This is a genomic window from Pseudomonas abietaniphila, from assembly GCF_039697315.1.
Classification (GTDB): domain Bacteria; phylum Pseudomonadota; class Gammaproteobacteria; order Pseudomonadales; family Pseudomonadaceae; genus Aquipseudomonas; species Aquipseudomonas abietaniphila_B.
In genome coordinates, this window is the sequence record NZ_CP155619.1 from 746368 (window position 1) to 773110 (window position 26743).

General features: G+C 57.1%; 26 protein-coding genes. 8 read left to right on the forward strand and 18 right to left on the reverse strand.

Going from position 1 to position 26743, the window contains the following annotated elements:
- Positions 1-8 precede the first annotated feature (8 nt).
- Both ABDX87_RS03225 and ABDX87_RS03230 read right to left on the reverse strand, forming a co-directional pair.
- Positions 9-302 (reverse strand): putative quinol monooxygenase, encoded by a 294-nt coding sequence (locus ABDX87_RS03225; RefSeq protein WP_153338437.1) that lies wholly within the window; start codon positions 300-302, stop codon positions 9-11.
- 231 nt (positions 303-533) lie between these two features.
- Positions 534-1532, reverse strand: coding sequence for a zinc-dependent alcohol dehydrogenase family protein (locus tag ABDX87_RS03230; protein WP_346831562.1), 999 nt, complete (start codon positions 1530-1532; stop codon positions 534-536).
- Positions 1533-1634: 102 nt separating this feature from the next.
- Between ABDX87_RS03230 and ABDX87_RS03235 the strand changes: the two genes are divergently transcribed.
- The gene (locus ABDX87_RS03235) at positions 1635-2522 is read left to right on the forward strand and encodes a LysR family transcriptional regulator (RefSeq protein WP_346831563.1); all 888 of its coding nucleotides are present in this window, start codon (positions 1635-1637) and stop codon (positions 2520-2522) included.
- Between the two features lie 354 nt (positions 2523-2876).
- Here ABDX87_RS03235 and gloA read toward each other — a convergent pair whose 3' ends face one another.
- Positions 2877-3272, reverse strand: coding sequence for a lactoylglutathione lyase (gene gloA / locus ABDX87_RS03240; protein ID WP_346831564.1), 396 nt, complete (start codon positions 3270-3272; stop codon positions 2877-2879).
- Between the two features lie 203 nt (positions 3273-3475).
- Here gloA and ABDX87_RS03245 point away from each other — a divergent pair, with 203 nt between their 5' ends.
- Complete coding sequence (locus ABDX87_RS03245; protein ID WP_346831565.1) at positions 3476-4336, forward strand: LysR family transcriptional regulator; 861 nt, start codon at positions 3476-3478, stop codon at positions 4334-4336.
- 95 nt (positions 4337-4431) lie between these two features.
- On the opposite strand, the gene ABDX87_RS03250 is transcribed toward ABDX87_RS03245, so the two are convergent.
- Positions 4432-4923, reverse strand: coding sequence for a phosphate-starvation-inducible PsiE family protein (locus tag ABDX87_RS03250; protein ID WP_346831566.1), 492 nt, complete (start codon positions 4921-4923; stop codon positions 4432-4434).
- Between the two features lie 647 nt (positions 4924-5570).
- Here ABDX87_RS03250 and ABDX87_RS03255 point away from each other — a divergent pair.
- Positions 5571-6554: an LLM class oxidoreductase gene (locus ABDX87_RS03255; protein WP_346831567.1), complete on the forward strand. Its 984-nt coding sequence runs from the start codon at positions 5571-5573 to the stop codon at positions 6552-6554.
- A 205-nt stretch (positions 6555-6759) separates the two neighbouring features.
- On the opposite strand, the gene ABDX87_RS03260 is transcribed toward ABDX87_RS03255, so the two are convergent.
- The 5 genes from ABDX87_RS03260 to ABDX87_RS03280 all read right to left on the reverse strand — a co-directional run bounded on the left by ABDX87_RS03260 (position 6760) and on the right by ABDX87_RS03280 (position 14032).
- A complete protein-coding gene (locus ABDX87_RS03260) occupies positions 6760-9519 on the reverse strand; it encodes an AAA family ATPase (protein WP_431061303.1) in 2760 nt (919 codons plus the stop codon).
- 278 nt (positions 9520-9797) lie between these two features.
- Positions 9798-10337, reverse strand: a complete 540-nt coding sequence (locus ABDX87_RS03265; RefSeq protein WP_346831569.1) for a DsbA family protein — start codon at positions 10335-10337, stop codon at positions 9798-9800.
- Between the two features lie 8 nt (positions 10338-10345).
- The gene (locus tag ABDX87_RS03270) at positions 10346-10891 is read right to left on the reverse strand and encodes a redoxin domain-containing protein (RefSeq protein WP_346831570.1); all 546 of its coding nucleotides are present in this window, start codon (positions 10889-10891) and stop codon (positions 10346-10348) included.
- 361 nt (positions 10892-11252) lie between these two features.
- Positions 11253-11555 carry a putative quinol monooxygenase gene (locus tag ABDX87_RS03275; protein WP_192067712.1) on the reverse strand — a complete coding sequence of 101 codons (303 nt, stop codon included), beginning with the start codon at positions 11553-11555 and terminating at the stop codon, positions 11253-11255.
- Between the two features lie 266 nt (positions 11556-11821).
- Entirely contained in the window at positions 11822-14032 is a 2211-nt protein-coding gene (locus ABDX87_RS03280; RefSeq protein WP_346831571.1) for a putative bifunctional diguanylate cyclase/phosphodiesterase, read from the reverse strand.
- 612 nt (positions 14033-14644) lie between these two features.
- Here ABDX87_RS03280 and ABDX87_RS03285 point away from each other — a divergent pair.
- Positions 14645-15952, forward strand: a complete 1308-nt coding sequence (locus tag ABDX87_RS03285) for a low temperature requirement protein A (RefSeq protein ID WP_346831572.1) — start codon at positions 14645-14647, stop codon at positions 15950-15952.
- Here the strand turns inward: ABDX87_RS03285 and ABDX87_RS03290 are convergent.
- The 4 genes from ABDX87_RS03290 to ABDX87_RS03305 form a co-directional block, all read right to left on the reverse strand.
- Entirely contained in the window at positions 15922-16353 is a 432-nt protein-coding gene (locus ABDX87_RS03290; RefSeq protein WP_346831573.1) for a hypothetical protein, read from the reverse strand. The two genes, ABDX87_RS03285 and ABDX87_RS03290, sit on opposite strands and share 31 nt — an antisense overlap.
- A gap of 97 nt (positions 16354-16450) precedes the next feature.
- Positions 16451-17020, reverse strand: coding sequence for a putative glycolipid-binding domain-containing protein (locus tag ABDX87_RS03295; RefSeq protein ID WP_346831574.1), 570 nt, complete (start codon positions 17018-17020; stop codon positions 16451-16453).
- Between the two features lie 119 nt (positions 17021-17139).
- Positions 17140-17385, reverse strand: coding sequence for a tautomerase family protein (locus ABDX87_RS03300; RefSeq protein WP_346831575.1), 246 nt, complete (start codon positions 17383-17385; stop codon positions 17140-17142).
- A 54-nt stretch (positions 17386-17439) separates the two neighbouring features.
- The gene (locus ABDX87_RS03305) at positions 17440-18150 is read right to left on the reverse strand and encodes an SDR family NAD(P)-dependent oxidoreductase (RefSeq protein WP_346831576.1); all 711 of its coding nucleotides are present in this window, start codon (positions 18148-18150) and stop codon (positions 17440-17442) included.
- A gap of 79 nt (positions 18151-18229) precedes the next feature.
- On the opposite strand from ABDX87_RS03305, the gene ABDX87_RS03310 reads away from it, so the two are divergent.
- Positions 18230-19132: a LysR family transcriptional regulator gene (locus ABDX87_RS03310; protein WP_346831577.1), complete on the forward strand. Its 903-nt coding sequence runs from the start codon at positions 18230-18232 to the stop codon at positions 19130-19132.
- A 9-nt stretch (positions 19133-19141) separates the two neighbouring features.
- On the opposite strand, the gene ABDX87_RS03315 is transcribed toward ABDX87_RS03310, so the two are convergent.
- The 4 genes from ABDX87_RS03315 to ABDX87_RS03330 are packed head-to-tail and all read right to left on the reverse strand — an operon-like array spanning position 19142 to position 22102.
- A complete protein-coding gene (locus ABDX87_RS03315; protein WP_346831578.1) occupies positions 19142-19897 on the reverse strand; it encodes a GGDEF domain-containing protein in 756 nt (251 codons plus the stop codon).
- 14 nt (positions 19898-19911) lie between these two features.
- Positions 19912-20298 (reverse strand): DUF1987 domain-containing protein, encoded by a 387-nt coding sequence (locus tag ABDX87_RS03320; RefSeq protein WP_346831579.1) that lies wholly within the window; start codon positions 20296-20298, stop codon positions 19912-19914.
- Positions 20299-20315: 17 nt separating this feature from the next.
- Positions 20316-20885 carry a SiaB family protein kinase gene (locus ABDX87_RS03325; protein WP_346831580.1) on the reverse strand — a complete coding sequence of 190 codons (570 nt, stop codon included), beginning with the start codon at positions 20883-20885 and terminating at the stop codon, positions 20316-20318.
- Between the two features lie 2 nt (positions 20886-20887).
- Positions 20888-22102 (reverse strand): SpoIIE family protein phosphatase, encoded by a 1215-nt coding sequence (locus ABDX87_RS03330; RefSeq protein ID WP_346831581.1) that lies wholly within the window; start codon positions 22100-22102, stop codon positions 20888-20890.
- Positions 22103-22376: 274 nt separating this feature from the next.
- On the opposite strand from ABDX87_RS03330, the gene ABDX87_RS03335 reads away from it, so the two are divergent.
- Together ABDX87_RS03335 and ABDX87_RS03340 are read left to right on the forward strand one after the other, a co-directional pair.
- Positions 22377-24092, forward strand: coding sequence for an amidase (locus ABDX87_RS03335; RefSeq protein ID WP_346831582.1), 1716 nt, complete (start codon positions 22377-22379; stop codon positions 24090-24092).
- A 12-nt stretch (positions 24093-24104) separates the two neighbouring features.
- Positions 24105-24854, forward strand: coding sequence for a creatininase family protein (locus tag ABDX87_RS03340; protein ID WP_346831583.1), 750 nt, complete (start codon positions 24105-24107; stop codon positions 24852-24854).
- Between the two features lie 5 nt (positions 24855-24859).
- Here the strand turns inward: ABDX87_RS03340 and ABDX87_RS03345 are convergent, their stop codons facing one another.
- Positions 24860-25723, reverse strand: coding sequence for an aldo/keto reductase family oxidoreductase (locus tag ABDX87_RS03345; RefSeq protein WP_346831584.1), 864 nt, complete (start codon positions 25721-25723; stop codon positions 24860-24862).
- A gap of 99 nt (positions 25724-25822) precedes the next feature.
- Here ABDX87_RS03345 and ABDX87_RS03350 point away from each other — a divergent pair, with 99 nt between their 5' ends.
- Complete coding sequence (locus ABDX87_RS03350; RefSeq protein ID WP_346831585.1) at positions 25823-26719, forward strand: LysR family transcriptional regulator; 897 nt, start codon at positions 25823-25825, stop codon at positions 26717-26719.
- Positions 26720-26743 lie beyond the last annotated feature (24 nt).

The window sequence follows — 26743 nt, forward strand, 5'->3', positions numbered from 1 at the left end:
GAAGAACCTCAGGAGATGCGATACATTTTCGTGATAGTGAGCTTTTCAGCAGCACGCTCGATGAAAGGGAGCGCGGCCTGAAAATGCGGTGTCGCTTCGTGAGCAGTCAGCGCCGCTTCAGTGCGCCACTGTTCGATCATGTGGAAAGTGCGAGCCTGCTCGGCATCACGATGGAAGTCGTACTGGATGCAATCCGCTTCGGCTCGGCTCGGGCCTTGCAGGCGCTGCAGCGTCTCCTCGAGTTCGGCTTCAAACCCGGCCTTGGCGATCAAAGTGGCAATCAGTGTCAGAGGGGTGGTCATCAAACCTCCTGCTTGTAAGCGTTAAATAAAGAGAGAGCGCATTGGCTGGCACGGGTGTATCGAAGATATCCATGGCGTCGGCCGTGCAGCCAACAATTTGAATCTGCGGTGCTGCGAGATGGCGGCCTGGTCGAGATCCAGGTTATCGGCACGACACACATGAACTCGTCGAAGGGGAAGACTGAGTCACTGTCTTCCGGGCCCGGTGCACACGATCCTGTGTCGGCGTGACTAAGCCTTTCGCTCAATGACGACTTTGCCAATGGCACGACCTGACTCTAGGCGATCATGTGCCGCACTGACACCCGCAGCAGTGAAATCATGGCGCTCATCGATCAGTGGCTTGACCAAGCCGCGATCAACCAGGGCAGCCAGTCTTTGCAGGATCTCGCCATGGTGCTTGCGGTCTTGGTTATGAATGATCGAAACAGCCATGAATACCAGGTCGAGTCTCAATGCCTTGAAGTGCATTTCGGTCAGATCGTAGGTGTCGTAACCGATGATCGAGACGACGTGGCCCTTGAGCTTCGCGGCTTTCAGCGAGTTCTGTAAGACCTCGCCGCCCAGGGTATCGAAGACCGTATCGAATCCCTTTCCTTCAGTGATTCGCTGACTGTATTCCTCAGGCGTCTCGCTGTTATAAATAATAATTTCATCGGCGCCCAACCGACGGGCAATTTCCGCTTTTTCCGGTGTGGAAACCGTCGTCGATACCCTGGCTCCCAGCACCTTGGCCAATTGAATGCCTATATGCCCGACACCGCCGGTGCCACCATGTACAAGGACATTGTCATTGGGTTTGATCGAAGCACGGTCGATCAGCGCCTCCCATGCAGTAATCGCCACGAGCGGCAAGCTTGCTGCTTCGCCAAAAGAGAGCGACTTGGGTTTTAGCGCCAGCATCTGGGCATCGACCTCCATCTGATCTGCCAGTGCACCGGGAATCCCTACGATGCCGCCGAAACAGCCATAGACTTCATCGCCTGGGTTGAAGCGCGTCACACCAGTACCGACGGAGCTGACTACCCCTGAAACATCAATGTGGAGAGTGGCCGGGAAAGTCAGACCAGCCGTTCCTTCGCTGCCACGACGAATTTTCGTGTCCACTGGATTCACGCTTGTCGCCTGCACATCAACAATCACATGACCTGCGCGCGCGCGGGGATTGTCCGTCTGAATTTCGACAAAAAGGTCTGAGCTACCATGCTGATTTATCACAATGGCTTTCAAAGGTTTAACTCCGAGGAACTATAGGCCACAAAATTATCATCAATAAAATTGGATAAGTACGTTAGAGTTGTTGAATCTTTCGGTCCTGTTGGTTGGTAATAAGTGCTGGATTCCATCGATGAATTGCGTTTGTTTGTTGCCGTTTTTGAGGAGGGATCCATCCGTGCGGCTTCTGAACGACTGGGGATGACAGCTGCGGGCGGCAGCAAACGTCTTCTGGCCCTTGAAGACAGCGTGGGCCGGAGACTTTTTAACCGAACCACCCGCAAACTCAGCCCCACTTCTGACGGTGAGAAGCTTTATCAGCATGCCCTGAGCATCCTCGAAAGCGTCGAGAAGGCCGAGGGAGGATTTTTCCAGAAGACCGAGATTACCGGTCATCTGCGCATAACCGCTTCCGCGACATTTGCCCAAGGTTATTTATCGAGCGTCGTAAGCAGTTATCTCAAACGCTACCCTGGCGTCATCGTCGATCTCCATCCAACGGATCAACTGGTTGATCTGGCCGCCCATGGGACCGATCTTGCGATTCGGCACGGCGTGATGGCCGATTCGTCCCTGATCGCGCAAAGAATAGCTGCCTCTCGACGTCTGATATGCGCCGCCCCCCAGTATTGGGAAAAACAGGGCATGCCTATCTCTCCAAAAGAACTGGTCATGCTGGACGGGCTCATCGTTGGTAAGGATTCCAGCTGGGCCATGTCCCGGGGAGGCGTCAAAAAAACCTGCAAAATACGCAAACGGTTTTCATCCAGTCTGGGGGAAGTGGTTCGCCAGATGGCGATAGATGGACATGGAGTAGCGCTGCTCATGGACTGGCATGTACGAGATGATCTTGATTCAGGCGCGCTGGTGGAGGCATTGTCCGATTGGGCCATTGAGCCGCCGGTGGGAATGTATGCGGTCTACCCTTCAAGAGAAAACATTGCTCCGACTGTGCTGAGCTTTGTTGCTCATCTCAAAGAGTGGGTCGCGGCCCACCCCGTTTAAAGAAAGCGACAGTGCCGCCACGATAAATCCTGCTGGATGGAGTAAGAAGACCAGATGGACCCTCGCCCTCACTGCTCTCATTACGCTCGTCGGTATATGCCTAGCACTCATCGCTAGCAAAAAAACACCCTACCTCGATGGCACCTCTTTCGCACTGGGCCAAGGTCGCTCATTACGCTGCAACGCCATTGTTTGGCATGCGGAAACGTGGTTCCTCCCGTTGGACACACTGCTCTCGCCACGTCCTCGATCGGCGTATGGATCATCGAGATAGCGATGAATACACCCAGCCGAAATCGCGCAACCAAATCTATTCAAGGACATGCAATTGCCAGTCGCGCGCGCAGCGCTCGCTCAGTCGAATTGCGTACCTTTTTGAATCAGTTCAACCTTATATCCATTGGGGTCCTCAATGAACGCGATGACCGCACGCCCATGTTTCATAACACCTGCTGGTCGCGGAACGCGATATCCCATGATCGCAGCACGGATGCATAATGCGTCTGCATCCTCAACCTCAATGGCGACATGCCCGTAAGCATCACCAAGCTCATAGCTGCTTTGTTCCCAGTTATGCGTCAGCTCCAGAGCAACCGTCTCGGTCTCCGGACCATAACCAAGGAAAGCCAGTGTGAACTTACCCTCTGGGTAGTCTTTGCGTCTCAAGAGGCTCATGCCAAGCAGCCTCGTGTAGAAGTGAATGGATTTGTCCAGGTTCACTACACGCAACATGGTATGCAGTATGCGCATTTACTTCTCCGCGGCAGCGTCGGCCCATTGCATAGCCAACATCTCTAAAAAGTCTTTCACCGTAAGCCCGATTTCAGCTCTGGTGCTCAGCCAAAAGCCAGTCTGTTTAAGGCTGGATGCGTTTGACGGGACAATGTTAAGCTGCCAAACCAATCACTAAAAGTGATCAGAAGTGAGCCAGACCATCATAAAAGGAGATTCTCTTGAAACTTTCGCAGCTCGGCTTTTTTTGCGCTGTCGTCGACCACGGCACGATAGCCGCCGCAGCCGCATCGCTGCATTGTGTGCCGTCGAACATCACGGCCAGACTGCGAGAGCTCGAAATTCAACTCGGCGTCGTTTTGTTCAATCGCGAAAATAACCGATTGCTGGTCACTCCCGAGGGCAGGTTGGTATACCGAAAAGCCAAACAGCTCATTGACCTGGCAGCTGAAACGCGCTCGTTGTTCTCAAACGATTCCATGCAGGGAGTGCTTCGCGTCGGAGCGCTAGATGTAGCACTGGCCAATCATCTACCAGAGCGCCTCGTACGCTATCGCCTTGAGGCGCCGGGGGTAGAACTTCACATTCGCCCGGAGCACTCGCTATTCCTTGAGCGACTTTTGATGGATGGCGAGCTTGATTTGATTCTTACTGACGGCCCGATCCAGCACCCTTTGCTGGATAGCCGACTAGCGTTTCGTGAGCGCTTGATCAGAGTAGTGCCCAAAGCTCTTTCCTCGCCCACTCCCCAAGACTTGTCGGGGCTCGAACTATATGTATTCGGTCGCACGTGTCACTACAGACAACAGGTCGATAACTGGTTGGAAAGCAGCGGTATCCAGCCTCGGGCTATTCTGGAAATCGAATCGTATCCGAGTATCTTCGCCTGTATCGCCCAAGGGATAGGTTTCGCCTGCATACCAGAGAGTTACGTGGATCGTTTTGCCAGTCAGGCGCACACGTTTCAGGCTGACCAAGTGCCCAGTCTGGATTCAAGCGATATCTATTTCGTCTGGAGAAAGAACCAGCAATCACCCCTGATCAGAAACTTCATCGAGGTCATCGACAGTCAGGGTGTTTAATTGCAACCACGTCTAAACGATTCGAACTCGTCAAACCCCGACGGCGTCTTTTAGCGGGGATGGTGGTAATCCCCAACGAAATAGGGCTGGGCCGTCTATTCCTCCGGCCATCTACCCCGTTTTGTGAACAACCAATAGATGATCCCCAAGACCAGCGTTGCAAACCCCAATGCAGCAATAGTGGCGGCGGGCGTTGAAGCGGAATCAAGAATCACGAATTTGCGACTCAGGGCCAGGAGCGAGATAAGAATCACTGTTCGCAGCTGCACGATGCTGCCGTGCCTGAACGCCGGACGAATGATGGAGTGCTTGAACTCCAAGGCGATCAACACAGTGAAGATCGAACCGAACAGTAACTGGAAATCGCCGTGATCCAAGGGATCAATCGCGCCGCCTACCACCAGCGGCAGCACTCGTCTATAGAGCTGGATCAAAGCAATGACGATGACGCACGAGATCATCACGCCAAGCGCCAGCACGATGATCTGCTCGAATCGCTCATAGGCGTTCATCAGTGACCACTGGACACGAAGGCTTTTCAACGTCGATCTCGGAGGCAGTGGCGCTGAGGGGTCCGGATTCTTCATTAGGTTTTTGCTCCAGCACGTGTGGTTTCAGCCGTCGGCATGGCTCGCCTGTAGCCGCTGATCCAGCGCGCCAGATAGTTGAGTGAAGCAGAGTTTCGGGGGTACGGCCGAATCATTCCCAGTGCTCTCGATGCGTTACCCGCATCGGAGTCTGCCCGACCGCCTCGGCAACAGTGAACCCAGGCTGTTGACGTGAGCTGGTCTGGGTTCTAGTTGCTGATAATGGAGATCTTATCGTTGCGCTCGATGATTGCGAGCGTGATCTGTTCAAACCGCTCAATCCCCTGCCCCAGTATTGCCGCCAGCGATCGCGGCTGGTTCATCGACGCGTATCAATCATCGTCACAACCAGCATGGCGATTCATTGCAAACCCGCCTACGCTTGTTGGATGACCCCACGCCTTTACTCAGTTGAGGCAAAGGTTGGGGCAATCAGATTCCCTTCTGACTGTCCGTTCGCCGTGATCTGGACCTGCCCGCGTGCATCGCCAGCCACTGGCCCCTTAAGACGTCCCGCCCGACCAACATTTACCGCACAACGGGTAAACGTTTTACGCACTCCTCCACCTGTCGTTCTCAAGCGACCGATGCCGCAGCACCTCTGGAAATGAGACCGCTGTTCACGTTCTCCATTGAGGAAAATCAGTATGTATCGGCCGAGCACCATTACTTATCAGCAGCATCGAGGGTTCAGCCGGACCTTCACTCAGGGTCATTTGAGCCTTGGATTGTTTTTCCCTTTGGAGGCTTTCGATGGGGACATGCCCAGCATGCTCAACCAGGTCGCTTTGGCCAAACGAGCGGAGGCGTTGGGTTTCTGCGCACTCTGGTTTCGTGATGTGCCTCTTCGGGATCCCGGTTTCGGCGATGTTGGCCAACTGTTCGACCCTTGGGTTTATCTAGGCTACATGGCCGCGCATACGTCTGAGATTGCGCTTGGCACTGCGTCCATTGCCATACCGTTGCGCCATCCGCTGCATACTGCCAAGGCATCTGCCAGCGTCGATCAACTGAGCGCAGGTCGCTTGATTCTGGGGGTGGCTTCCGGCGATCGTCCGGTGGAGTTTTTAGCTTTCGGCGTCGATCCCGAAAGGCGTGGAGAGCTCTTTCGGGAGCACTACGAGGTTATTAGGAAAGCCCACAGCACCAGCTTCGAACCCATCCGCTGGAGCGGTGGTGAGATGCAGGGCGCTGACTTGATTCCCAAACCCACAACCCAATCCATTCCAATGCTTGTGACTGGAAACAGTCGCCAGTCGCTGGACTGGATCGCGCGCGAAAGCCTCGGATGGATCAACTATCCACGCATACCGAACATGCAGCGGCTGATCGTTGAAGACTGGCGACGTGAGGTCATGAAGCAATGTGGCGCCGTCTATAAGCCCTTCGCTCAGTCGCTTTATATCGACCTCGACGAGACTCCATCCACGCCGCCCACCCGCATTCATTTAGGGTTCAAACTGGGACGCTACCATCTGCGGTTTTTGCTGGAGTCGCTTGAGGAGATCGGGGTGGACCACGTTATCCTGAATCTCAAATACGGAAAGCGCCCTGCTGAGGAAGTCATTGAGGAGCTGGGTACTCACATTGTTCCGGAATTCGCAGTACAGCGGCGTCCTGAAGTGGACTGATTCACACACCAGCGCTAGGCCAGGCATGCTGAACAGCGAGGACATAAGTGGTCAGTCCCGAAAAAACTTCAGGGCCACGCACCTCCTTAACGTGCATCAAGCACGCATCATCGTCTGCCGGGTTCGTCCAGGCATCCGAAGATCGCGTGCTTGATAGCACGACGTCATCAACAGTCCTGCTACCCAATGACGGTAGCGCGTTGAGCTAAGTCCCTGTCCCGGCGATAGACACGCGATCATCAGGCTGGTCCGGCGGACTCATGTTTGCTGAGGCGTTTGGCGCATCCAGCTTATTGAAGAGCACTACGTCACGGGCTTTGTCGTAACCCAGTTCAACGCTGTCGCCGGCCTGGAGCTTGCCAGCGAGCATTTCCTTCGCGAGCCGCGTTTCGAGGGTCTGGCGAATCTGACGCTTCAACTCTCGCGCGCCAAACTCGGGCTGATAACCAACATCCGCCAGATGATCAATGAGGGTGTCAGCCACTTTCACCGTGATGTTCTGGGCAGCCGCGGTTCTAATGACCCGATCAAGCTGAATGCCCACAATCGATCGGATGTTGTCCCGAGTAAGGGCATGGAACACGATGATGTCGTCGATACGGTTCAGGAATTCGGGACGGAAATGCCCTTTCAAGACGCCCATCAATTCATCACGTAACGCTTTATCCGTAAGGCGTTCATTTTCTGGTCGCCCAAGATTCTGCATGATGACGGGAGAGCCCAGATTGCTGGTGGCGATGATGATCGTATTGCTGAAGTCCACAACTCGTCCCTTGCCGTCCGTGAGACGACCATCATCGAACACCTGCAGCAATACGTTGCTCACATCGGGATGCGCCTTCTCAATCTCGTCGAGCAAAATCACGCTGTAGGGCTTGCGGCGGACGCGCTCTGTCAACTGACCGCCTTCGTCGTATCCGACATAACCGGGTGGCGCACCGATCAACCGGGCAACCGCATGACGCTCCATGTACTCCGACATATCGATGCGAATGATCGATTGCTCGTCTCCAAACACCGTCTCTGCCAACGCCTTGGCCAACTCGGTTTTGCCTACGCCGGTTGGACCAAGAAAGAGAAACGTGGCAATCGGTCTGTTGGCTTGTCCAAGGCCGGCGCGAGACAAACGAACCGCATCGCTGACCGCAAGCACAGCATCTTCCTGCCCGACCAGCCGATCACGCAAAGTGTCTTCCATATTCAGCAGCTTCTGACGCTCTTCCTGGGTGAGTTCGGTTACCGGAATACCGGTCAGACGGGACAGTACTTCGGCAATCGACTCAAGGGTCACCTCGAGGGTTTCGGAACCCGTTTTGCGCTCCCAGGCTTCTGTCTCCTCTCCCAATTGGGCTTGTTTTTGACCGATGCGCTCTTCGAAGCCTTTGGATTCATCGAAGCGTTTACGCGAGGATGAATAGTCCTGTTCGCGTTTGAGCTGGATGATTTCTGCTTCCAGCTCCTGAATGCCAGCGGGCCTTGAGGAGGCGCTGATGCGCACGCGGGCCGCAGCCTGGTCGATCAGGTCAATGGCCTTGTCCGGCAGAAAGCGCGAGGTAATGTAACGGTCCGACAGCTCCGCCGCTGCCACGAATGCTTCGTCGGCGAACGTCACCTGATGGTGCGCCTCAAGTTTATCGCGCAGCCCACGCAGGATAATGATGGTCTGTTCTACGGTAGGCTCGGATATCAGGACGGGCTGAAAACGTCTTTCGAGCGCCGCATCTTTTTCGATGTGCTTTTGATACTCATTGAGCGTCGTCGCACCGATCAGACTGAGCTCCCCGCGTGCCAATGCGGGTTTCAATACGTTGGCAATGTCCAGGCCGCCCTCTTCACCTCCCTGCCCCGCGCCAACGATCGTATGCAACTCGTCGATGAACAGAATCAGCTCCGAGGTCTTCGCAGCGACTTCATCGAGCAGTTGCTTGGCGCGCTCCTCAAATTCGCCCCGGTATTTGGAGCCCGCGACCATTGAGTTCAGATTGACTTCAACCAGCCGTCTGCCACGCAGAATTTCCGGGACATCGCCCTTGACTATGCGCTGGGCAAGCCCTTCGACGATGGCTGTCTTGCCGACGCCGGGTTCACCGATCAGGACCGGATTGTTCTTCCTGCGGCGGGCCAGCACCTCGATGGTGTTTTCGATTTCCTGCGCGCGGCCCAATACGGGATCCAGCTTGCCCTCACGAGCCAATGACGTCAGATCGCGACCGAACTTGTCGAGTGTCGGTGTTCCCGTGGGGGTATCGACTCTCCCGTCCTCAGCTCCCTTACCCACCACTTTGACCACCTTCTGCCGCAAAGCTTCAGGGGTCACGCCGTATTTTTTTAGCAGCGTTCCGGCAATGCTTTCGGGCACCGATGAAAGCCCGATCAACAGATGCTCGGGGCCAACATATGAGTGCCCTAAATCACGAGATGCCTGAAACGCAAAATTGAACACTTTTTTCAGGCGAGGCGAGATGCTCATCTGATCCACCGAAGCCTGCGCCTGCGCTGCGCCCCTTTGAGCGTGTTGATCGATGTAGCCTTTGATGTCGTCCGCAGAAAGCAACAATTCCTTGAGCAACGCTGTGCCTACGTCGGTATCGGCAAGCACATACAACAGATGCTCAGTATCGAGCTCGCTGCGGTTGAACTCATGGGCTTTCTCTCCAGCGCGTTGCAGGATTTCCAGCGTCTGGGAGCTGAATGCATCGGTTGCATCGACAGATTCGCGAGGCACATGCGCAGAGAGCCTGAAGTCATCACCCCTCTGATCCGCTGCTCCGCCCATGTTGTCGAAAAAGCGGGACACGCCACCGCCCAGCAAAGAGTCGAAGGGGTTCAACATACTTTGATGGCGTAAAAGTTGACGGTAGTCGTGGTCGCAAATGGACATTGTTCTGGCCTGACCATTTTGCGACACGGTCACTCGCGCGACAGCCGGTCTGGCGTTACAAATTTCACAGAGAGTAGCCATGATGAGTTGTCTCCAAAAATGGATAACACGGACTCATACAGATGGATCTACGTGCCCTGAACGATGCTCAGGAAACAGGGGCATGAGACCAGCAATACGTTGAGCTTGGTCGGGAAGACGATGACGTGGGAGGGAATGGCAGCTTTGAGAAACGATGCCACCCGATCAACATAGTCGCGATCTCATGACAGCGCGCCACGGCTACTTGATTACCGACGAACGACGTCTAGACATTTCGTGTGAATAAACAGCCTGTCGTTAGCTATCAACCCAGGCGCTAGCTAGCGATTGAGTCCACGCATTGAGGAAAGCTCAATCGCCTGACTCATCTCGGTGACCTCGGGAGGCCCGTCATAGCGAAGCCCGCCGATGTAGAACGCAGGCGTGCCGTTTACCCCGCTGCGTACGCCTCCATTAAAATCGGATTGTATTTTGGGCAGATAGATATCGGTTTGCATCGCAACAACGAGTTCATCGCTGGAAAGGCCGTGTCTCAGTGCGATGGCGCCATACAGCGGCACGCCCAATCGATCCTGATTTTCATACAACTCGTCGTGGGCCTCCCAGAAGAATCCTCGACTCCCGGCATATTCAGCGGTGACAGCTGCGCCCAGCGCGTGCGGGTGAGCAGTGGTCAGTGGAAAGTTGCGAAACACAAGCAACAGATCCTCGCCAAAATGCTGCTGCAGCTGCTTGACGACCCAGTACGCCAAACCGCAATAGGGGCATTCGTAGTCGCCATATTCCACCAGTGTGACCTTGGCATCCGCCCTTCCCTGGCGATGGTCGTTTGCAGTTACCGGGACTTTGAGAGTGGCCATGTGATCACCTACTGGTTTTTGGCGGGCGTGCTGTGGGGGGAATCTGCCAGAGCATCCAGCGCATCCAGAATGCCGTCCGCTCCAGGATTGATTGCCATCGGTGAAACGTAGCTCCAGGCGACCACCCCCTCCTTGTCAATCACGAACAACGCACGCTTACAAACTCCAAGGTGGGAATCGTACGCGCCATACTGTCGCGCCACCGCTCCTTTGGGCTCGAAATCGGCAAGCAGGCTGAAGTGAAACCCACGATCTTTGACGAAGGCCTGATGACACCAGGCGCTGTCGACGGAAATACCCAGCAGCGTCGCGCCGTACTCTCTGAAGGTGGGAAGCACCTGGTTGTACAAGGTCAGTTGGTCGCCACACACCGAGCTCCAGTCAGCGGGGTAGAACGCCAATATTACGGGACTTCCCTTTAGCTCGTGCAGGGACAGCCGCTGATCGGGCGTTGCGTACAGGGAGAAATCGGGGGCGACAGTGCCGGCTGGAAGTGGTCCTTGAAGCAGGCGGTCGGTCGTTTCTTTTGCATCATCCAATGCTGAAGTGTTCATTGCTTGAGCCCTGATAGGTGGGGTGGGTTCTGTACAGCCGGATACAACTCGCCCGGCGGAGTAATTCCATCCACCGTCAACGGGTTCAGAATGGCGAAGAGGCCTAGAGACAAGCCTGAGTGTCTTCGGCTGCGAGGGTATGGCCGCATTACGAGCACGAGGCGATCCGCCGTGCTTTCGCGGAATGGGGGTTGAGGCCAGGTTGGCAGCGCAACGGCTGATTTGATCTGACGCACCAATGACTATAGTCGCTGTAGGCACCTGCCCGCCGAAAAGAGACCCGCGGTAACGTCCAGACTCAGCCGCGTCCCTGAGGCTGCAAAAAGGCGGCAGGGACGGGTTGGAGCCTTGTCGGGCTTGCTTAGCCGGGCAGCTTAGCCGCAAGCACGTCAACCTTCTCGATTGACGGCGGTTCGGCAAACAGCTCGGCAGCCTTTGCCATAAGCGCGGCGGCGACCTTGCCCGAAAGATGAGCCTGTCGGCCTGCTTCATCCGGGAAGGCGTCAAAGATGCCAAAGGTGGAAGGTCCCAAGCGGATGGCGAACCAGGCCGTGGTGGCTGGCTCCTCCGCCACGATTGCAAGACCACTCATTAAAAAGCTCTCAACCTCTTTCTCTTTCCCGGGTTTTGCTTCGAGACGAACGAACAACGCTACGTTGACCATGACGTGTCTCCTCTTGTTATGACCAGGTCATCATGCGCCATGCTTTCCAGTAAGCCCAACGGGATATTTGCCGACTTGCCAGCAAGCTCCAGCGTCGCGGGGATGGAAGATAGCGTCGAGTCATTCCGCCGGCAGACCAAACGGCCAGAAGCAGACGCCGGACCGCATCGTCACCCGTCATTAGCTGCACCCAGCCCATTTACTCGGCAGCGGCGCCCTTTCCCTCAGCATCCGATGTTCAAGACGCAGACCAACCGAACGGCCGGTCAGCGATGAAACTCTGGATGGCCCAGGAACGCTTCGAGGGCGGCAAACGGCATCGGTCTGGCGAAGTGATAACCCTGAAAAATATCGCAGCGACTGCCTTTCAGGAATTCCATTTGAGACGCCGTTTCCACGCCTTCGGCGACCACAATGAGGCTGAGGTGGTGGGCCATGGAAATAATGCCCTGGGTGATCGCTGCATCGTGGTGATCGGTAACGATTTCCCGGATGAACGAACGGTCGATCTTGATCTTGTCGATCGGCAAGCGCTTGAGGTAGCTGAGGCTGGAAAAACCGGTTCCGAAGTCATCGAGTGCAATGCGCACCCCCAATGCCTTGAGCCGATGCAACGTCTCGATCGCCTGTTCAGCGTTATGCAACAGAAGCGATTCGGTGATCTCCAGCTCCAGTTGTTCACCTCGCAGACCGTGTTTCTCCAGCGTCGCCTGGACATACTGCACGAAATGGCCACGCTGAAAATGCATCGGTGAGATATTAACGGCCATCGAGATGCCCGTGATGCCCTGGTCGTCCAGCTGGCGCAACTGAGCGCAGGCCGTATCGAGCACCCAAAGGCTAAGCGGGATGATCTGACCACTGTCCTCGGCCACCGGCACAAACACCGCTGGGGGGATAAATCCCTTTTCCGGATGCTCCCAGCGCAGCAACGCTTCGATCCCGACCACACGCCCGGTACGTGCGTCGATCTGCGGTTGATAATGCAGCTGTAACGACCGAGTCTCGATAGCCTTTTGCAGGTCATTGCGCAGCCTGGCGTGCTCGCAAACACGCTGATTCAGGTCGCTGGTGTACCACTGAAAGTTGTTGCGCCCTTGTTGTTTGGCTTTGTACATGGCCATGTCAGCCTGTTGGATCAACTGCATCGGCTGCTCAAGGTGACCATCGCTCAGGGTGATACCGACACTTGCGCTCACGTGCAGGTCGATGCCCTGGATGCAGTAGGGTCTGGCAATGCTGGCCATCAATCGCTCAACCACTGGCACGACGTCTTCATCACGCAGCAGGTCCGGCAGCAGAACGATGAATTCGTCACCGCCCATGCGCACGATCGTGTCCGCGGGCCTAACCTGCTCGGCCATGCGTCGCGCTACCTCGATCAGCACCTGATCGCCAAAGTAGTGCCCGATGGAATCATTGATGGATTTGAATCCATCCAGATCAATGCACATTACCGCCAGCCGCCGCTTTCGCAGACGACTGAGGTGACAATCCAGAATAAGCTGGTCTTCAAGCGACACACGGTTAAGCAAGCCGGTCAGTTGGTCATGGCTGGCGTTGAAACTCAACTGGCGCTCGAAATGCTTCTGATCGCTGATGTCACGGGCAATGCCAAACACACCAACGATCTCGCCGTTGACCATGATGGGCAGGTTCGAAATGTCCATGGTCAACAGTTTTTCATTCTCGTCTCGAAGCCGTGCCTCGAAACGTTGAGGGGCTCCGGCGCGGGCTGCGGAAAAATGCTGACTGACCCGCATCAGGTCTTCCTCAGGCACCAGACGGGAAAAGTGATGGCCAATGAACTGGGTTGCAGTCTGCGGCTTAAGCTTCAGGCCTGCGGGATTCACACTCTGGATGTTGCCGAGCAGATCGAGCGCGAACACCGGGTTGGGGTTATAGGTGAACAGCGAACGGAAGCGTTGCTCGCTCTCCTCCAGGCGCTGACCGTCACGCTCATGGCGGATTGCGATGACTGCCAGTTGGGCGGCGCAGGCAAGTTGTTGAATCTGTAATTCGTCTGGCGTATGGGTGCGATTCTGATACAGGGCAAATGTGCCCAATACGCTGCCTTCATGGGAGAGCAAAGGAACCGACCAGCAGGAATGCAAGTTATGCCCAAGCGCCAGGCTGCGGAAACGCTCCCAATTCGGATCTTGAGCGATGTCTTCAGTGACCACCATTTCGCGCCGGAACGCTGCCGTGCCGCAGGTGCCTTCCCGTGGACCGATCGCCATTCCATGAATCGCCTCACTGTACTTGGCCGGCAGGCCGGGCGCTGCGCCGCTCAGCAAGTGCTTGCCCTCGGCGTCAGTGAGGAGAATGGAACAGAACGTATCGGGGCTCTGGGCGTTTTGCATCTCGCAGATAGCGGTAAGTATTTCGTCCAGATGTTGGTCGCTTGCGATCATGCCGAGAATGTCACGTTGCGACTCGGGGAACGTATTGCTGTGAAAATCGGGACGAGTATTCATGGTGGTTCCTGAAGACTCTCGAGGTCGTCCGGTCTACAGAGAGCCAGAAATAGCGGGCGGCCGATCACTGTCCACTAGTGCGTCGGTCGCGCACTGTAGGCAGCTGCGCCCCGCTGAAGAAAGGCTCAGAGGTGACATAAAAAGCAGTGTCAGATTGACGCCGGTTGGCGGTGAACGGACCACGACCATTCCGCCGATGTGATCGCCCTCTGCCCGAACGATCATCGTGAAGCGCACTATCGAAGGAACAAGGCAGAGGTCCGCGAATTTCCTCACCTTGGCCCTGGGTTTTACCTGATCGTCACATGTTCGAGACGTGGCTCTGGTCAATTTCTGGGTGTCATAACGGGCAGCAATTGTCCCCCAGAAAGCAGAAGTACCCTCGACTTTAGTAGCGCAACAGCCGCAAAAACCATCGAGTGAAAAAGCCGCCTAAAACTGCAGCAAGATAAGTGCGCGAGCTGCTGGTGGTCTCGGATGCCGAAAATTCGTTCTACGGCTACGGTAAGTGCCAAATACGACTATAGTCACTGGTGAGCCAGGGAGCATCCAGCCGCTATGTTACACGCCTGGCCCTCAATCCAATACCGCGAAGACACGGAGGATTACCTCGTGCTTCTTCCCGCGAAACTTGAACGTCTGGCTGCCAAAAACACTCAGGCTCAGGCTGAGATTAGGGCCCGTTTCTTTTGTGAATCCACTGATGGTGGATTGAGTTATCCCGCCGGGCACGTTGTATCCCGCCAAGCACGCCCCCACCACCCATCTATCAAGGCTCAGGCAATGGACTCTTCTAGATGCACGCGGAGCCAGCAGCGAATGAAATCTTTGAAGTATTATGAAAAAAATCGACACGCCACCTGGTTAGAGTTGTTTTTTGACCTTATTTTTGTCGTTACAATTGGCAAGGTGACTCATACGCTCGGACATCTTCATCAAGGCCACTATGAACGTGAGCAATTATGGAGTTTCTTACTGCTTTTTGTTCCATTATGGTGGATCTGGTCAAGCCATACTATTTACTCTAACAGGTTTGATACAGACGGCAACCTTCACCGTCTTTCAACATTATTTATAATGTTATTACTCATTGTGCTATCCGCACGGATTGGCGAAACACTGGAAGTGTACTACCCGCTTGTTATCACCTGCTATGTGGGTATACGTGCCATCATCAGCATCATGTACATTTCAACCATAAATACTGTCGACGACCGTAGCGAATTCGCCTCCAGGCTTGGCTTCGCCCTTTTAGTCAGCTCAGCTATCAGTCTCTCATCCATTATTTTTGATCCACCCATGCGTTACCTCGTAGCTTACATTGGAATTTTTCTTGATATTCTGCTTCCTGTTTTTTCCTGGAGCAAAGCAAAACCATTGCCAGCGCATACAGAACACTTAGTTGAACGACTAGGTTTGCTCACCCTTATCTTGTTAGGCGAGTCAGTGATCAGCCTTTCTGGAGGGTTATCTGATATTCAATGGAATCTTTATAATGTAATGGCGGCAATCACCGGGTTTATCATGATTTGCAGTATATGGTGGATCTATTTTGATAGCTTTTACCTGCTGAGCAAAAATGAAAGCAGCATGAGCGGCCACTCCTTAATCTACTCGCACCTCTTCCTGTTTTTAGGGCTGGCCCTCCTTGCTAATTTGATCAGGCATGCGATCTTGAACGACATTGCGATACATGATTTCCAAATTGTGTCAGTCATCGGCATGATCTTATTTTTCCTGGGTAAGCAATATGGCTACTTCATAGCCGTACCCAAGATAAGGAAATACATTCTTCAAAACACGTTGATCGTGTTTTCTTTAGGTGGTTTAGCTATATTCCTGCCTCGTGTCGAGTACATATTGATCGGTCTAACATTGACCATGATCAGTTATGTTTTGCTGAATTTCAGGTATCGTTGAGTCACTCTCGATCTCTGAAGCGAGTGCCCAAGGGTACGCATTATTTTCTCGACCACCGGCTTCGTGTATTTCTCGCTGGGGTCAGTTCCTGGTGGGTCGTTACTGCGGATCCATTCACCTTGATCGAAGGCCTGGTAAAGCGAGAAAGCGGGCTGAGGCATGTCGTTAGTCATGCCTACTTCAACCACAGCATTTATGATCCCGTTCATAACGCCGTCGCAAAACTCATAAAGCAAAGATCCTTGCAGATAGCCTTCCGCAACCAAAACGGACAGCTCGTTCAGCACATCATGCGGTGCAACGCCGAACCTTTCGCAAATCGGGACTAGATCACTCAACGTTAAACCGTCCGCCTCCGCTTTCACCGACAGTTCCTTGAGTTCGATCTTAGGTAACAACATGATTGTGAGCTTCTTCCGGTCTGTGCCTTTTTTACCCCGCCAACCGCTATGTGCCAGCCGGACTTCGAGCGTTTATCGACCTGGTTCGCGAGATGGATTATCGGGCCTGACGCCTGCGGAACATCTCGGGATAATCAAGCACTACATCCCATTGGTCGACCTGGAGTTCAGCCGTGAAACCGTTTGGCGTGCTCTCGTATCGATAGCGTTTACCCGGGATCAGGCACGTGTAGTTTTGTGCCATTACTCGAGGAAAAACGTCGCACTCGTTACCGGTAGCCAGCGGTATGTAGGCAACGAGGATGTCATGGGTCGCATGCTCCTTCATTGCCAGCCGCTTAATGGGAAGCGTGTTTGTGGCCGGTGTTGCGGCGATGTCGACATCCAGGCATCCCGCCAAAAGAGGTACAGGATGTGCGCTGATCACATCGAACCAATTTCCCTTGCCGTCCGCGGTGAGATGCAGGCGTGGACCGCCTACGAATTCAACGCGGACTTCTCGTGTGCAGAAATCGCAATCGGCAAGCACATAGTAATGCGCAGCGTAACCTTCGGATCGGCTTCCAATCACTACGCCTTCGATGACGAAAGAGTCGGCGCTGTTGAGAAACGAGCAATGGTCTACCCCGTTTCCTTCCCAGCTGTCCCATTGCACGACAGTCCGCATTCATCACCTCCACGTCGTACCGATCCAGATGCTCATTGCCGTTCAACTTAACCCCGTTGCATGTAAACATGAAAGCACAGCCCCTCGAGGCCGGCTGCAAATCGCAGATCGACTTGCAATCACGCGTCCGTCGCACGGTCTGTGGCGCGTTGCCGTCGGTAAGCTGACAACGGCAACCCGCCCTGGCTGATGTCGTCGATGTCGTGCTCGTGGAAGATCACCGTCGTGTCTTCACGAGGCTTCCCCATGACGTTGAAGAGCAAATCGGCGATGCCCTGATAGACGGCTGCCTTCTGGTCGGCAGTGGTCCGGTCCGCGCCCGGCGTCGTGCCTTCCCGGGTCACCAGGATGTTTACGATTGGCATTGGAAAACTCCAGGGTAATGAGGGGAGCGCGCTTGGTGCGCTCCCCTGCAGGCTTTAACGGCCGGCGATGAGGCCGCCGTCAACGTGCAGGATTTCACCGGTCGAAAAGGCAGCGTCCTCAAGGTAGAGAACGGCACGGACGATGTCCTCGACCTCGCCGAGCTTGTTCATGGGATGGAAGGCTGCCAACTGCTCGACAATTTCGGGGTCATGCATCGGCGTGCGAATAACACCAGGCGCGACGGCGTTGACACGAATCCCACGCGTGGCGTATTCGATCGCCAAGCTCTTGGTCGCCGAATTCATGCCGCCTTTGGTGAGCATGGCAATGAAGGCGGGAGCGCGCGAGCTGGCGAACTCTGCCGTCGAGGCAGTGATCTGAACGACGTGACCGCTGCCCTGATCAAGCATCACCGGGATGACGGCCTGGGTCGCAAAGTAAAAGCCGTCGACATTCGTCTTCAACTTCAGGCGGTAATCTTCTTCTGTGTAATCGGTGAACGCTTTGCCGATGAAAATGCCGGCGTTGTTGACCAGTGTGTCGATGCGACCAAACCGCTCCAGCGCCGCTGCCACGAGCCGCTTGCCCGTCGCGGGATCGCCGATGTCGCCGGCGAGGGTGATCAAGTCCGGGTGTGTGGATGGCTGAATGGATCGCGAGGTGGCAACGACACCGTACCCCTTCGCCAGAAACGCATTCACGATAGCCTCACCCATCCCCTGTGAAGCGCCGGTAACAATCGCAACTTTCTGCACGTTTGACATGGTTTTACTCCTGCCTATTTGTCTGGTGAGCAGAAGATAAGCCGTTGTCAGGTGCTCGAAAATTACCTATCTTCGCTCAATGACTGTTCAAAAACGCACAGACCTCGATTGGCAAGACGTCAGGATTTTCCTGGCGCTTGCGCGACATGGAAGCCTGTCTGCCGCCGCGCGGATGCTTTCGGTCAACCATGCGACGATTGCGCGGCGGCTCCATTCGCTGGAGGAGAGTCTTGGCGAGAAGCTCGTCGAGCGCCGACCTGACGGCTATGCACTGACGCTGGCGGGAACGCATGTGCTCGAAGCGGCAAGCGACATGGAGCACGCGGCGCAGACGCTGAGTCGTGGAATGCAGGACGGCACACCTTCCGGTCTTGTCAGAATCAGCGCCTCGCCCGGCCTCGCTGGCGGCTATCTCATTTCACGCCTGCCTGCGCTGACAGCCCGTTATCCCAAGCTGGATATAGACCTGTCCCCTGCCCTGCGCTCCATCAGCCTCGACCGGCATGAAGCGGATATTGCCATCCGCTTCGACAGGCCCAAGGACGGCGATATCATCGCGCGTCCGCTGGTCAATGTCGGCTTTGGGTTTTACGGAACGGATGAAGCCTGTCGCTCGGTTGAAGCTGGAGGCAACCTGGTTTTGATCGGCTTCAATGAGGCTGATGGTCACTTGGCCCAGGAGAAATGGGTGGCCCGACATTTCCCCCGAGCTCGCATCGCATTTCGCGCCAAAGATCAGGCGCTTCATGCCGTCGCCGCCCGGTCAGGTATCGGACTGGCGTTGATTCCGCATTACATCGGGCGCGCGGAGGCGACGCTGCGGATATGCGATCTTGGCGCAGTGCCCTCCAGCCGAGAGGTGTTTCTGCTGACGCGCAGTCGCGATCGAAAAGACGCGTCCATCCGGGTGGTGGCCGATGAGGTCGCTGACCTGTTTGAGCAGGAACGTGACCTGTTCTCTGCCCAAAGCACGTTGGGTTAACACGCTGCTTCACACCGAATCGTCAGCCACTTCCACGCGATTTCGGCCTGCGCGTTTGGCATGGTAAAGCGCGGTGTCCGCCAAGCCATAGGCCGTGTCGAAACCGGTGCCTGCCGGGTTGGCGCTGACGCCGAAGCTGGCGGTGATGCTGCGATCGACAGGCGCACCGAACACATGGGCAGCGATGGCCTGGCGCATGGCTTCGGCCAACTTGACGCCTTGTTCGAGCTGGCCGCCGGGAATGAGCACGGTGAACTCTTCACCGCCTACCCTGCCGATGGCCGCGTCCTCGCCCACGATCTGCCGCAGGCAATCGACGATGCCCCGAATCACGGCGTCGCCCGCAGGATGGCCGAACTCATCGTTAACGTGCTTGAAGTGGTCGATGTCCAGAACGATCATCACCGCGCCGGTCTGCAGCAACGCCTGGGCCGTCAAGTCGATGATTGCGCCGCGGTTCAGCACGCCCGTGAGGGCATCGTGGGTCGCGCGGTATTCCAGCTGACGGGCCAGCGTCTGCAGCTGTGCATTGAGCGCGTTCATCTCACGTTCGGCCCGGTCGCTGCGACCGATCAGGCGACGGGTTTCACGCATCAGGCGCTCATAGTGCGTCGCAAGTTCCGACAAGGATTTGCGGTAGACCTGCGCGTCGGCTTCAGGGAGCGCCAGGATCGAGCGAGCCTGCTCCAGCGCCTCGGCCTCGCTTTTGAACAAGTCTGGCGCCGGGTCGGGCAAGGTGCCCCGCGATGCGACAGAAGCTGCCATGTTGATCACCCTGTTCACGTGGTTACTGGATGGTCATTGAAGATGATCGAGGTGAAGTCGGCCTTGAGCTCCTCGCCAAACTCGAAGATGGTCTCGTCTTCTTCCTCGTAGTACCAGTTCACTTCAATCCGGTTGCCTGCCTCGGCGGACTGATCCAGGGCATCGAAAATGCTGAACAGCATCTTGGTACTGGAGCTGTTGAAGTAGGCCAGTGCGATGTTCGCCGTGATCGTCGCGCCTTCTTTGGCCTCCAGAAATGCTCGCAGCTGCTGCACGATCGGTGCGTAAAAAGCCGCAGCGTTTTCCGGGTAGGATTCGCCTTTCATCGACAGAAGATTCTGGTCAAAACGAAAGTCGACTTCCGGCGAAGTGGCCGTTGCTTCAATGTAGAAGTTGTCCATGGCTAAGCGTCGCTCAATCAAATGGTGGCTTTAAGGCAAAACAAGGTGGTTTCGGGGTCGTCCGGGCGCGGATGAAAACCGAATTCCAGCGGCGCGCTGGCGTCACGGGCCATGGTGAGGAAGCCCAGGCCAGCCCCTTTGCTGTCTTCCGGCGTCTCGGCGCGCAGCGTGACTTTGTAGGCGTGCTTGATCTCTTCCAGTGACATGGTGCGCAGCGGCTCGAGCTTCTCGCGCAGCCGCTCGATGTCGGCCGTCGCAATGGGGTTGGCGCAGAGCATCAGGTGCCGCTCACCGTCGGTGCTGATGCAGACGGCGCCCTGACGCAGCGCAGACGCTTCGGCGACCGTCGCACTCAAGGCGTCGGAGGAATAATGAATGATGTTCTGCGAGAGTTCGACGAACGACGAAAACAGTTTGCGTCGCGTCGGGCCGCTGACCCCGGAGATTTCCAGTTGCAGCTTCACCACTTCGGCCATCGCCGAGATGATGTGATGCGAGAAATACCCCATGTGATAGAAAATCACGTTTCTCTGTTGGGCCAGATCGAAAAACGTGCAGTCCTGCTGAGCGGTGGGTGAAGTGAACATCGTCATTCCTGAATACGGGCACAGAAAAGGGTCAAGTCGTCACGCCGCGATTGCTCGCCCTGCCACACGGCCAGTGCCGTTTGCAGGGCCTCGCAGATCGCGCTCGACGGCTGGGTGCGGTGCGCAATGATCGTCTCGAAGGCTTTGCGCTTACCGAACGCAATACGCTTCGGGCCGCCGATCTGGTCGATCAACCCGTCGGTGGCGATGAACATCAGGCTTCCCGGTTGCATCTGCACGCGACTGACCGACCATTGGTAATCGAAGTGGCTGTCGACATACCCCACGCCCATGCGCTGGCCGGCAATGGTCTCGAGCTGTTCGGCGTCGGGATGCAACACATGCAGCGCCATACTCGCGCCCGCAAAACTGAGCACTTGAGTGGCGTTATCGAACCAGAAAAAGGAGGCGTCCAGACCGTCGTCGGATTCGGGGGTGCCATCAAGGCCGTTCACCTGCCCCAGTTGCTCCTTGACGCTGCGATTGACCGCCGACAACAGGTTCGCAGGGTTGCGCGGCCCCAGTTGTGCCAGCGCCTGGGTCAGGGATGACGACGCAATCAACGTCATGAACGCGCCGGGAACGCCGTGTCCCGTGCAATCGGCGATGGCGCCGAACCAGCCATCGGCGTAGGCGCAGAAGTGATAGAAATCACCACCCACGACATCACGCGGCTCCCACAACAGCGAGGCATCGCCCAGCGTCGAACTCAGTGCCTCGCGGGAGGCCCGCAGCATGGCGCGCTGAATCACACTGGCGTATTCGATGCTCTGCATCATCTGGCGGTTCTTCTCGGCCTGCATCGCCGCGACCACCGCCATCAATTCCAGGCCATTGCCCAACCCGGCAAAGTGCCCGTTGCGGGTAACGATGAAGCCGTCAGCCAGGGCTTTTTCACCGTATTCGACGGTCTTGAATGTCAGCGCCTCGATGCTCATCCCGGCATCGACGATCAGCGGTTCCTTGTCCATGAAGGCGATGCAGCTTTTCTTGTCGTACAGCTCGCGGTGAAACGGCTTGCTCATCTGCGACAGGAAGATATTGCGGTTGATCAGCCCGATCGGTCGATCGCCCTCCAGCACGGCCAGGCACGCGCGCTCGCGGTGGGCACTGAAAATTTCCATGACACGATTGTTGGTGCTGTCCGATTCGATGCCGGGCACCTCATTGCACAGATCGCCTGCGCAACGGTGATCTCGGGGCAACGTCGGCCGCATGAATGTGAAATGTTCCGCCTGCATGCTAGTACTACCGCGCCAGACCAAAGCGCGGACAGTATCAGCATGATATTAAAGTGATGTTACAGAACGCGTCATTTGTTCGGTCGAGCGCCATTTCGCCCCGTGCCTCGCGCCTTGCACTTGGTGTTAAATACACCACCCGGGTCGAACGCTCAGACCCTGTCGGACAGTTCAGCGAAACGGAACGCGATATGACAAGCCTTTTTGACACACGCAACGCCCTTCATTTTCCTTCGTCGGCGGTGGCAGCATGATCGAAGTCACCGAAGTTTCCATCGCTCAATTGCGCGCGGCGTTGGCGTCCGGCGAAACCACCGCCGTGGAACTCGTCCAGGCGTATTTGGCGCGCATCGATGCCTATGACGGCCCTGACACCGCGACCCGCCTCAACGCGCTGGTGGTCCGAAACCCTGAAGCCCTCAAAGAAGCCGAAGCCTCCGACGCTCGACGTGCGAGCGGCCAGACACTCGGCCCGCTCGACGGTATTCCGTACACCGCCAAAGACAGTTACCTGGTCAAAGGCCTCACCGCCGCGTCCGGCAGCCCTGCGTTCGCCGATCTGGTTGCTTATCGCGATGCGTTCACCGTGGAACGGCTGCGCGCTGCCGGGGCGATCTGCCTGGGCAAGACCAACATGCCGCCCATGGCCAACGGCGGCATGCAACGCGGCGTTTACGGCCGCGCCGAAAGTCCCTACAACGGCGACTACCTCACCGCACCCTTTGCCTCGGGATCTTCGAACGGCGCTGGTACAGCGACGGCGGCCAGCTTCGCCGCGTTCGGTCTGGCTGAAGAAACCTGGTCAAGCGGTCGCGGTCCTGCATCCAACAACGGCCTGTGCGCTTACACCCCGTCGCGCGGCGTGATTTCGGTGCGTGGCAATTGGCCGCTGACACCGACCATGGACGTCGTCGTGCCTTTCGCCCGCACCATGGCCGACCTGCTGGACGTGCTGGACGTAGTGGTCGCGGACGATCCCGACACACGCGGCGACCTGTGGCGGCTGCAACCCTGGGTGCCGATTCCCTCGGTCGCGTCGGTGCGTCCGGCCTCGTACGCGGAGCTCGCGGTGAAGGCCGAGGCGCTCGCAGGCAAGCGCCTGGGCATCCCGCGCATGTACATCAACGCAGACCCTGACGCAGGCACCAGCGAAGCGCCGGGCATCGGCGGCCCGACCGGCCAGCGCATCAACACCCGTCCCTCGGTCATCGCACTGTGGCAAGAGGCTCGCCAGGCGCTCGAAGCGGCAGGCGCGGAAGTCATCGAAGTCGATTTCCCGCTGGTCTCCAATTGCGAAGGCGATCGCCCGGGCGCGCCGACCGTGTTCAACCGGGGAATCGTCTCCAAGGAATTCCTGCACCACGAATTGTGGGACCTGACGGCGTGGGCCTTTGATGATTTCCTGCAGGCCAATGGTGATCCCAAGCTGAACCGCCTGGTCGATGTCGACGGGCCGAAGATCTTCCCTCACGACCCCGGCACCCTGCCCAACCGCGAAGGCGATCTGGCGGCAGGCATGGACGAATACGTGCGCATGGCCGAGCGTGGCATCACGCCGTGGAACGAAATCGACACCTTGGCCGACGGCTTGCGCGGGCTGGAGAAAACCCGACGCATCGACCTGGAAGAGTGGATGGATGCGCAGGGACTGGACGCCGTGCTGTTCCCGACCGTCGCCGATGTCGCACCCGCTGATTCGGACGTCAATCCTGAATCCGCGGACATCGCGTGGAGCAACGGTGTGTGGGTCGCCAACGGCAACCTCGCCATTCGCCATTTGGGCGTTCCGACGGTCACCGTGCCCATGGGCATCATGTCGGACATCGGCATGCCGGTCGGCCTGACGTTCGCCGGTCGCGCCTATGACGACTCGACGCTGCTGCGTCTGGCGTCTGCGTTTGAATCGACCGGGTCGAAGCGGATGATCCCGCCGCGCACACCTGCCCTTGTTTCCGCGAATTCCTAGAGAGAACCCCGCATGCTTTTGCACCTGTCAACGTGGCGCGAGATCGAAGCGTTTCTGACCCGCAGCCGCACCATCGTCGTGCCCATTGGTTCGAACGAGCAACATGGCCCGACCGGGCTCCTGGGCACTGACTGGATGTGCCCGCAGATCATTGCCGAAGAAGCGCAGAAAGACGCCGATATCCTCATCGCCCCGACGTTCAACATCGGCATGGCACAGCATCACCTCGGGTTTCCGGGCACGATTTCGCTGCGCCCATCGACCTTCATCGCCGCCATAGGCGACTGGGTTCGCTCCCTGGCCGGGCACGGTTTCGAGAAGATCCTGTTCCTCAATGGCCACGGCGGTAACGTGGCGTCGATTGAAGCCGCCTTTTCCGAGCTGTACGCCGAAGCCAGCTTCGCCGGACGGCCGGCGGGGTTCGCGTTGAAGCTGTGCAACTGGTGGGATCTGGAAGGCGTCGGCCAACTCGCCCACGCGCAGTTTCCGGTGGGCCATGGTTCGCACGCCACACCGTCGGAGATCGCGGTCACGCAGTGGGCTTATCCAGACGCCATCAAGTCGGCGGCGTATTCGCCACGCATTGCGCCAAACGGCCCTATCCGCGAAGCACGGGACTTTCGTGCGCGCTTCCCGGACGGCCGCATGGGCTCAGACCCTGACCTCGCTACCCCGGAAAAAGGCGGCGAACTGGTGAAGCTCGCCGCCAAGGGGCTGGTGCAGGCGGTGGGAGCCTTCAGTCGGGAATCGACGCCGGACTGACAGCACTACGCCACGGCATCCAGTTCAGCCAACATCTGCGGCGGTATCTTCAGTTCACTGGCGGTCAGGTTTTCCCGCAGATGCGCCACCGACGACGTGCCCGGAATCAACAGAATGTTCGGGGCACGTTGCAGCAGCCAGGCCAATGCCACCAGAAGCGGCGAAGCGTCCATTCGCGTCGCCACGCTGGACAGGACGTCGGATTGCAGTGGCGTAAAACCACCCAGCGGGAAAAACGGCACGTAGGCGATGCCTTGTTTGCCGAGGTCGGCGATCAGTTGCTCGTCATCTCGGTGAGACAGGTTGTAGTGGTTCTGCACGCACACGACATCGGCGATGGACTGCGCCTGTTTGACCTGTGCCGCCGTGACGTTGCTCAGGCCCAGATGCCCAATCAGCCCCTGGCGTTGCAGTTCGGCGAGCGCGGTGAACTGTTCTTCGATGGACTCCTCGCCCGGTGAGTGCATGTTGCCCCAGGCGCGCAGATTCACGACATCCAGGACATCCAGCCCCAGATTGCGCAAATTGTCGTGCACGGCCTTGATCAGCTCGGCCGGGCTTTGCGCCGGATTCCAGGAAGCGTCTTCACCCCGTTGAGCACCGACTTTGGTGACGATGACCAGGTCGTCGGCATAAGGATGCAGCGCCTCGCGGATCAACTGGTTGGTGAAATGGGGGCCGTAGAAGTCGGAGGTGTCGATGTGATTGACGCCCAGCGCCAGCGCCTCGCGAAGGACCGCGATGGCGGCTTTGGGGTCCTTGGGCGGACCGAACACGCCCGGCCCGGCCAGTTGCATCGCGCCGTAGCCCATGCGGTTGACGCTGCGATCACCCAGTTGAAACGTGCCTGCCTTGCTTGCGTTACTCATGCCGTTTGCCTCTGTCACGAAGTGTGCCGCCACTATAGGCATTGACCACTTCTCTGATAATCAGGTGCAATCGGCACAGGGCGTACGGGTGGGCGAACAATGGCAGCGGATATTCAAGACTTGTTGGCCTTTGTGGCCGTGGTAAAAGCAGGCGGCTTTCGTGAAGGTGCCCGCGCGAGCGGTAAGTCGGCGTCGAGCCTGAGTGACGCCGTGCGACGTATGGAGTCCCGACTCGGCGTGCGCCTGCTCAACCGGACCACGCGCAGTGTGGTGCCGACGGAAGCCGGCGCCAGGCTGATGGAGCGGATCGTACCGGCGCTGGGCGAAGTCGAGTCCGCCATGGACGTGGTGAATGATTTCCGTGACCGACCTTCAGGGACGCTGAAACTCAACGTGCCCGCCAGTGCTGCGCGTCTGGTGTTGCCCGCGATCATCACGCCGTTTCTGCAGGCGCACCCTGATATCCGCCTGGAAGTCATCGTTGAAGAAAGCTTCGTCGACATGCTCGCCGCCGGTTGCGATGCGGGCATTCGTTACGATGATCGCCTGGAGCAGGACATGATTGCCGTGCCGATCGGGCCGAGGATTCAGCGCTTCGCCACGGCGGCGTCGCCCGCTTACCTGGATGCCAGAGGTCGCCCCAAGCACCCTCGTGATCTGCTCGAACACGATTGCCTGCGCGGCAAGTTCCCCAGCGGCGCGATACCGTTGTGGGAGTACGAGCGCGACGGCGAAACCCTGCGCGTCGACCCGACCGGCCCGCTGGTCGTCAACATCGCCGGCGCTGTCGACCTCGCCGTACAGGCCGCCATCGACGGGCTCGGCATTGTCTTCCTCTTCGAAGACTGGCTGCGCCCTCACCTGGAAAGCGGCGCACTGGAACCGGTGCTTGAGCCGTGGTGGCAGAGCTTTAGCGGGCCCTTCCTTTATTACTCGGGCCGCCGCTACCTGCCCTCGCCGCTTCGCGCGTTTGTGGATTTCATCAAGGCAAGGTGAGGCAGTCACCATTGGACTGTTCTA

What these genes read in the sequence shown, in the direction of transcription:
- ABDX87_RS03225 (WP_153338437.1), bottom strand. Translation starts at nt 302, where the DNA reads ATGACCACCCCTCTGACACTGATTGCCACTTTGATCGCCAAGGCCGGG.
- gloA (WP_346831564.1), bottom strand. Translation starts at nt 3,272, where the DNA reads ATGCGCATACTGCATACCATGTTGCGTGTAGTGAACCTGGACAAATCC.
- ABDX87_RS03250 (WP_346831566.1), bottom strand. Translation starts at nt 4,923, where the DNA reads ATGAAGAATCCGGACCCCTCAGCGCCACTGCCTCCGAGATCGACGTTG.
- ABDX87_RS03255 (WP_346831567.1), top strand. Translation starts at nt 5,571, where the DNA reads ATGTATCGGCCGAGCACCATTACTTATCAGCAGCATCGAGGGTTCAGC.
- ABDX87_RS03265 (WP_346831569.1), bottom strand. Translation starts at nt 10,337, where the DNA reads ATGGCCACTCTCAAAGTCCCGGTAACTGCAAACGACCATCGCCAGGGA.
- ABDX87_RS03270 (WP_346831570.1), bottom strand. Translation starts at nt 10,891, where the DNA reads ATGAACACTTCAGCATTGGATGATGCAAAAGAAACGACCGACCGCCTG.
- ABDX87_RS03275 (WP_192067712.1), bottom strand. Translation starts at nt 11,555, where the DNA reads ATGGTCAACGTAGCGTTGTTCGTTCGTCTCGAAGCAAAACCCGGGAAA.
- ABDX87_RS03280 (WP_346831571.1), bottom strand. Translation starts at nt 14,032, where the DNA reads ATGAATACTCGTCCCGATTTTCACAGCAATACGTTCCCCGAGTCGCAA.
- ABDX87_RS03290 (WP_346831573.1), bottom strand. Translation starts at nt 16,353, where the DNA reads ATGTTGTTACCTAAGATCGAACTCAAGGAACTGTCGGTGAAAGCGGAG.
- ABDX87_RS03295 (WP_346831574.1), bottom strand. Translation starts at nt 17,020, where the DNA reads ATGCGGACTGTCGTGCAATGGGACAGCTGGGAAGGAAACGGGGTAGAC.
- ABDX87_RS03300 (WP_346831575.1), bottom strand. Translation starts at nt 17,385, where the DNA reads ATGCCAATCGTAAACATCCTGGTGACCCGGGAAGGCACGACGCCGGGC.
- ABDX87_RS03305 (WP_346831576.1), bottom strand. Translation starts at nt 18,150, where the DNA reads ATGTCAAACGTGCAGAAAGTTGCGATTGTTACCGGCGCTTCACAGGGG.
- ABDX87_RS03310 (WP_346831577.1), top strand. Translation starts at nt 18,230, where the DNA reads ATGACTGTTCAAAAACGCACAGACCTCGATTGGCAAGACGTCAGGATT.
- ABDX87_RS03315 (WP_346831578.1), bottom strand. Translation starts at nt 19,897, where the DNA reads ATGGCAGCTTCTGTCGCATCGCGGGGCACCTTGCCCGACCCGGCGCCA.
- ABDX87_RS03320 (WP_346831579.1), bottom strand. Translation starts at nt 20,298, where the DNA reads ATGGACAACTTCTACATTGAAGCAACGGCCACTTCGCCGGAAGTCGAC.
- ABDX87_RS03325 (WP_346831580.1), bottom strand. Translation starts at nt 20,885, where the DNA reads ATGTTCACTTCACCCACCGCTCAGCAGGACTGCACGTTTTTCGATCTG.
- ABDX87_RS03330 (WP_346831581.1), bottom strand. Translation starts at nt 22,102, where the DNA reads ATGCGGCCGACGTTGCCCCGAGATCACCGTTGCGCAGGCGATCTGTGC.
- ABDX87_RS03335 (WP_346831582.1), top strand. Translation starts at nt 22,377, where the DNA reads ATGATCGAAGTCACCGAAGTTTCCATCGCTCAATTGCGCGCGGCGTTG.
- ABDX87_RS03340 (WP_346831583.1), top strand. Translation starts at nt 24,105, where the DNA reads ATGCTTTTGCACCTGTCAACGTGGCGCGAGATCGAAGCGTTTCTGACC.
- ABDX87_RS03345 (WP_346831584.1), bottom strand. Translation starts at nt 25,723, where the DNA reads ATGAGTAACGCAAGCAAGGCAGGCACGTTTCAACTGGGTGATCGCAGC.
- ABDX87_RS03350 (WP_346831585.1), top strand. Translation starts at nt 25,823, where the DNA reads ATGGCAGCGGATATTCAAGACTTGTTGGCCTTTGTGGCCGTGGTAAAA.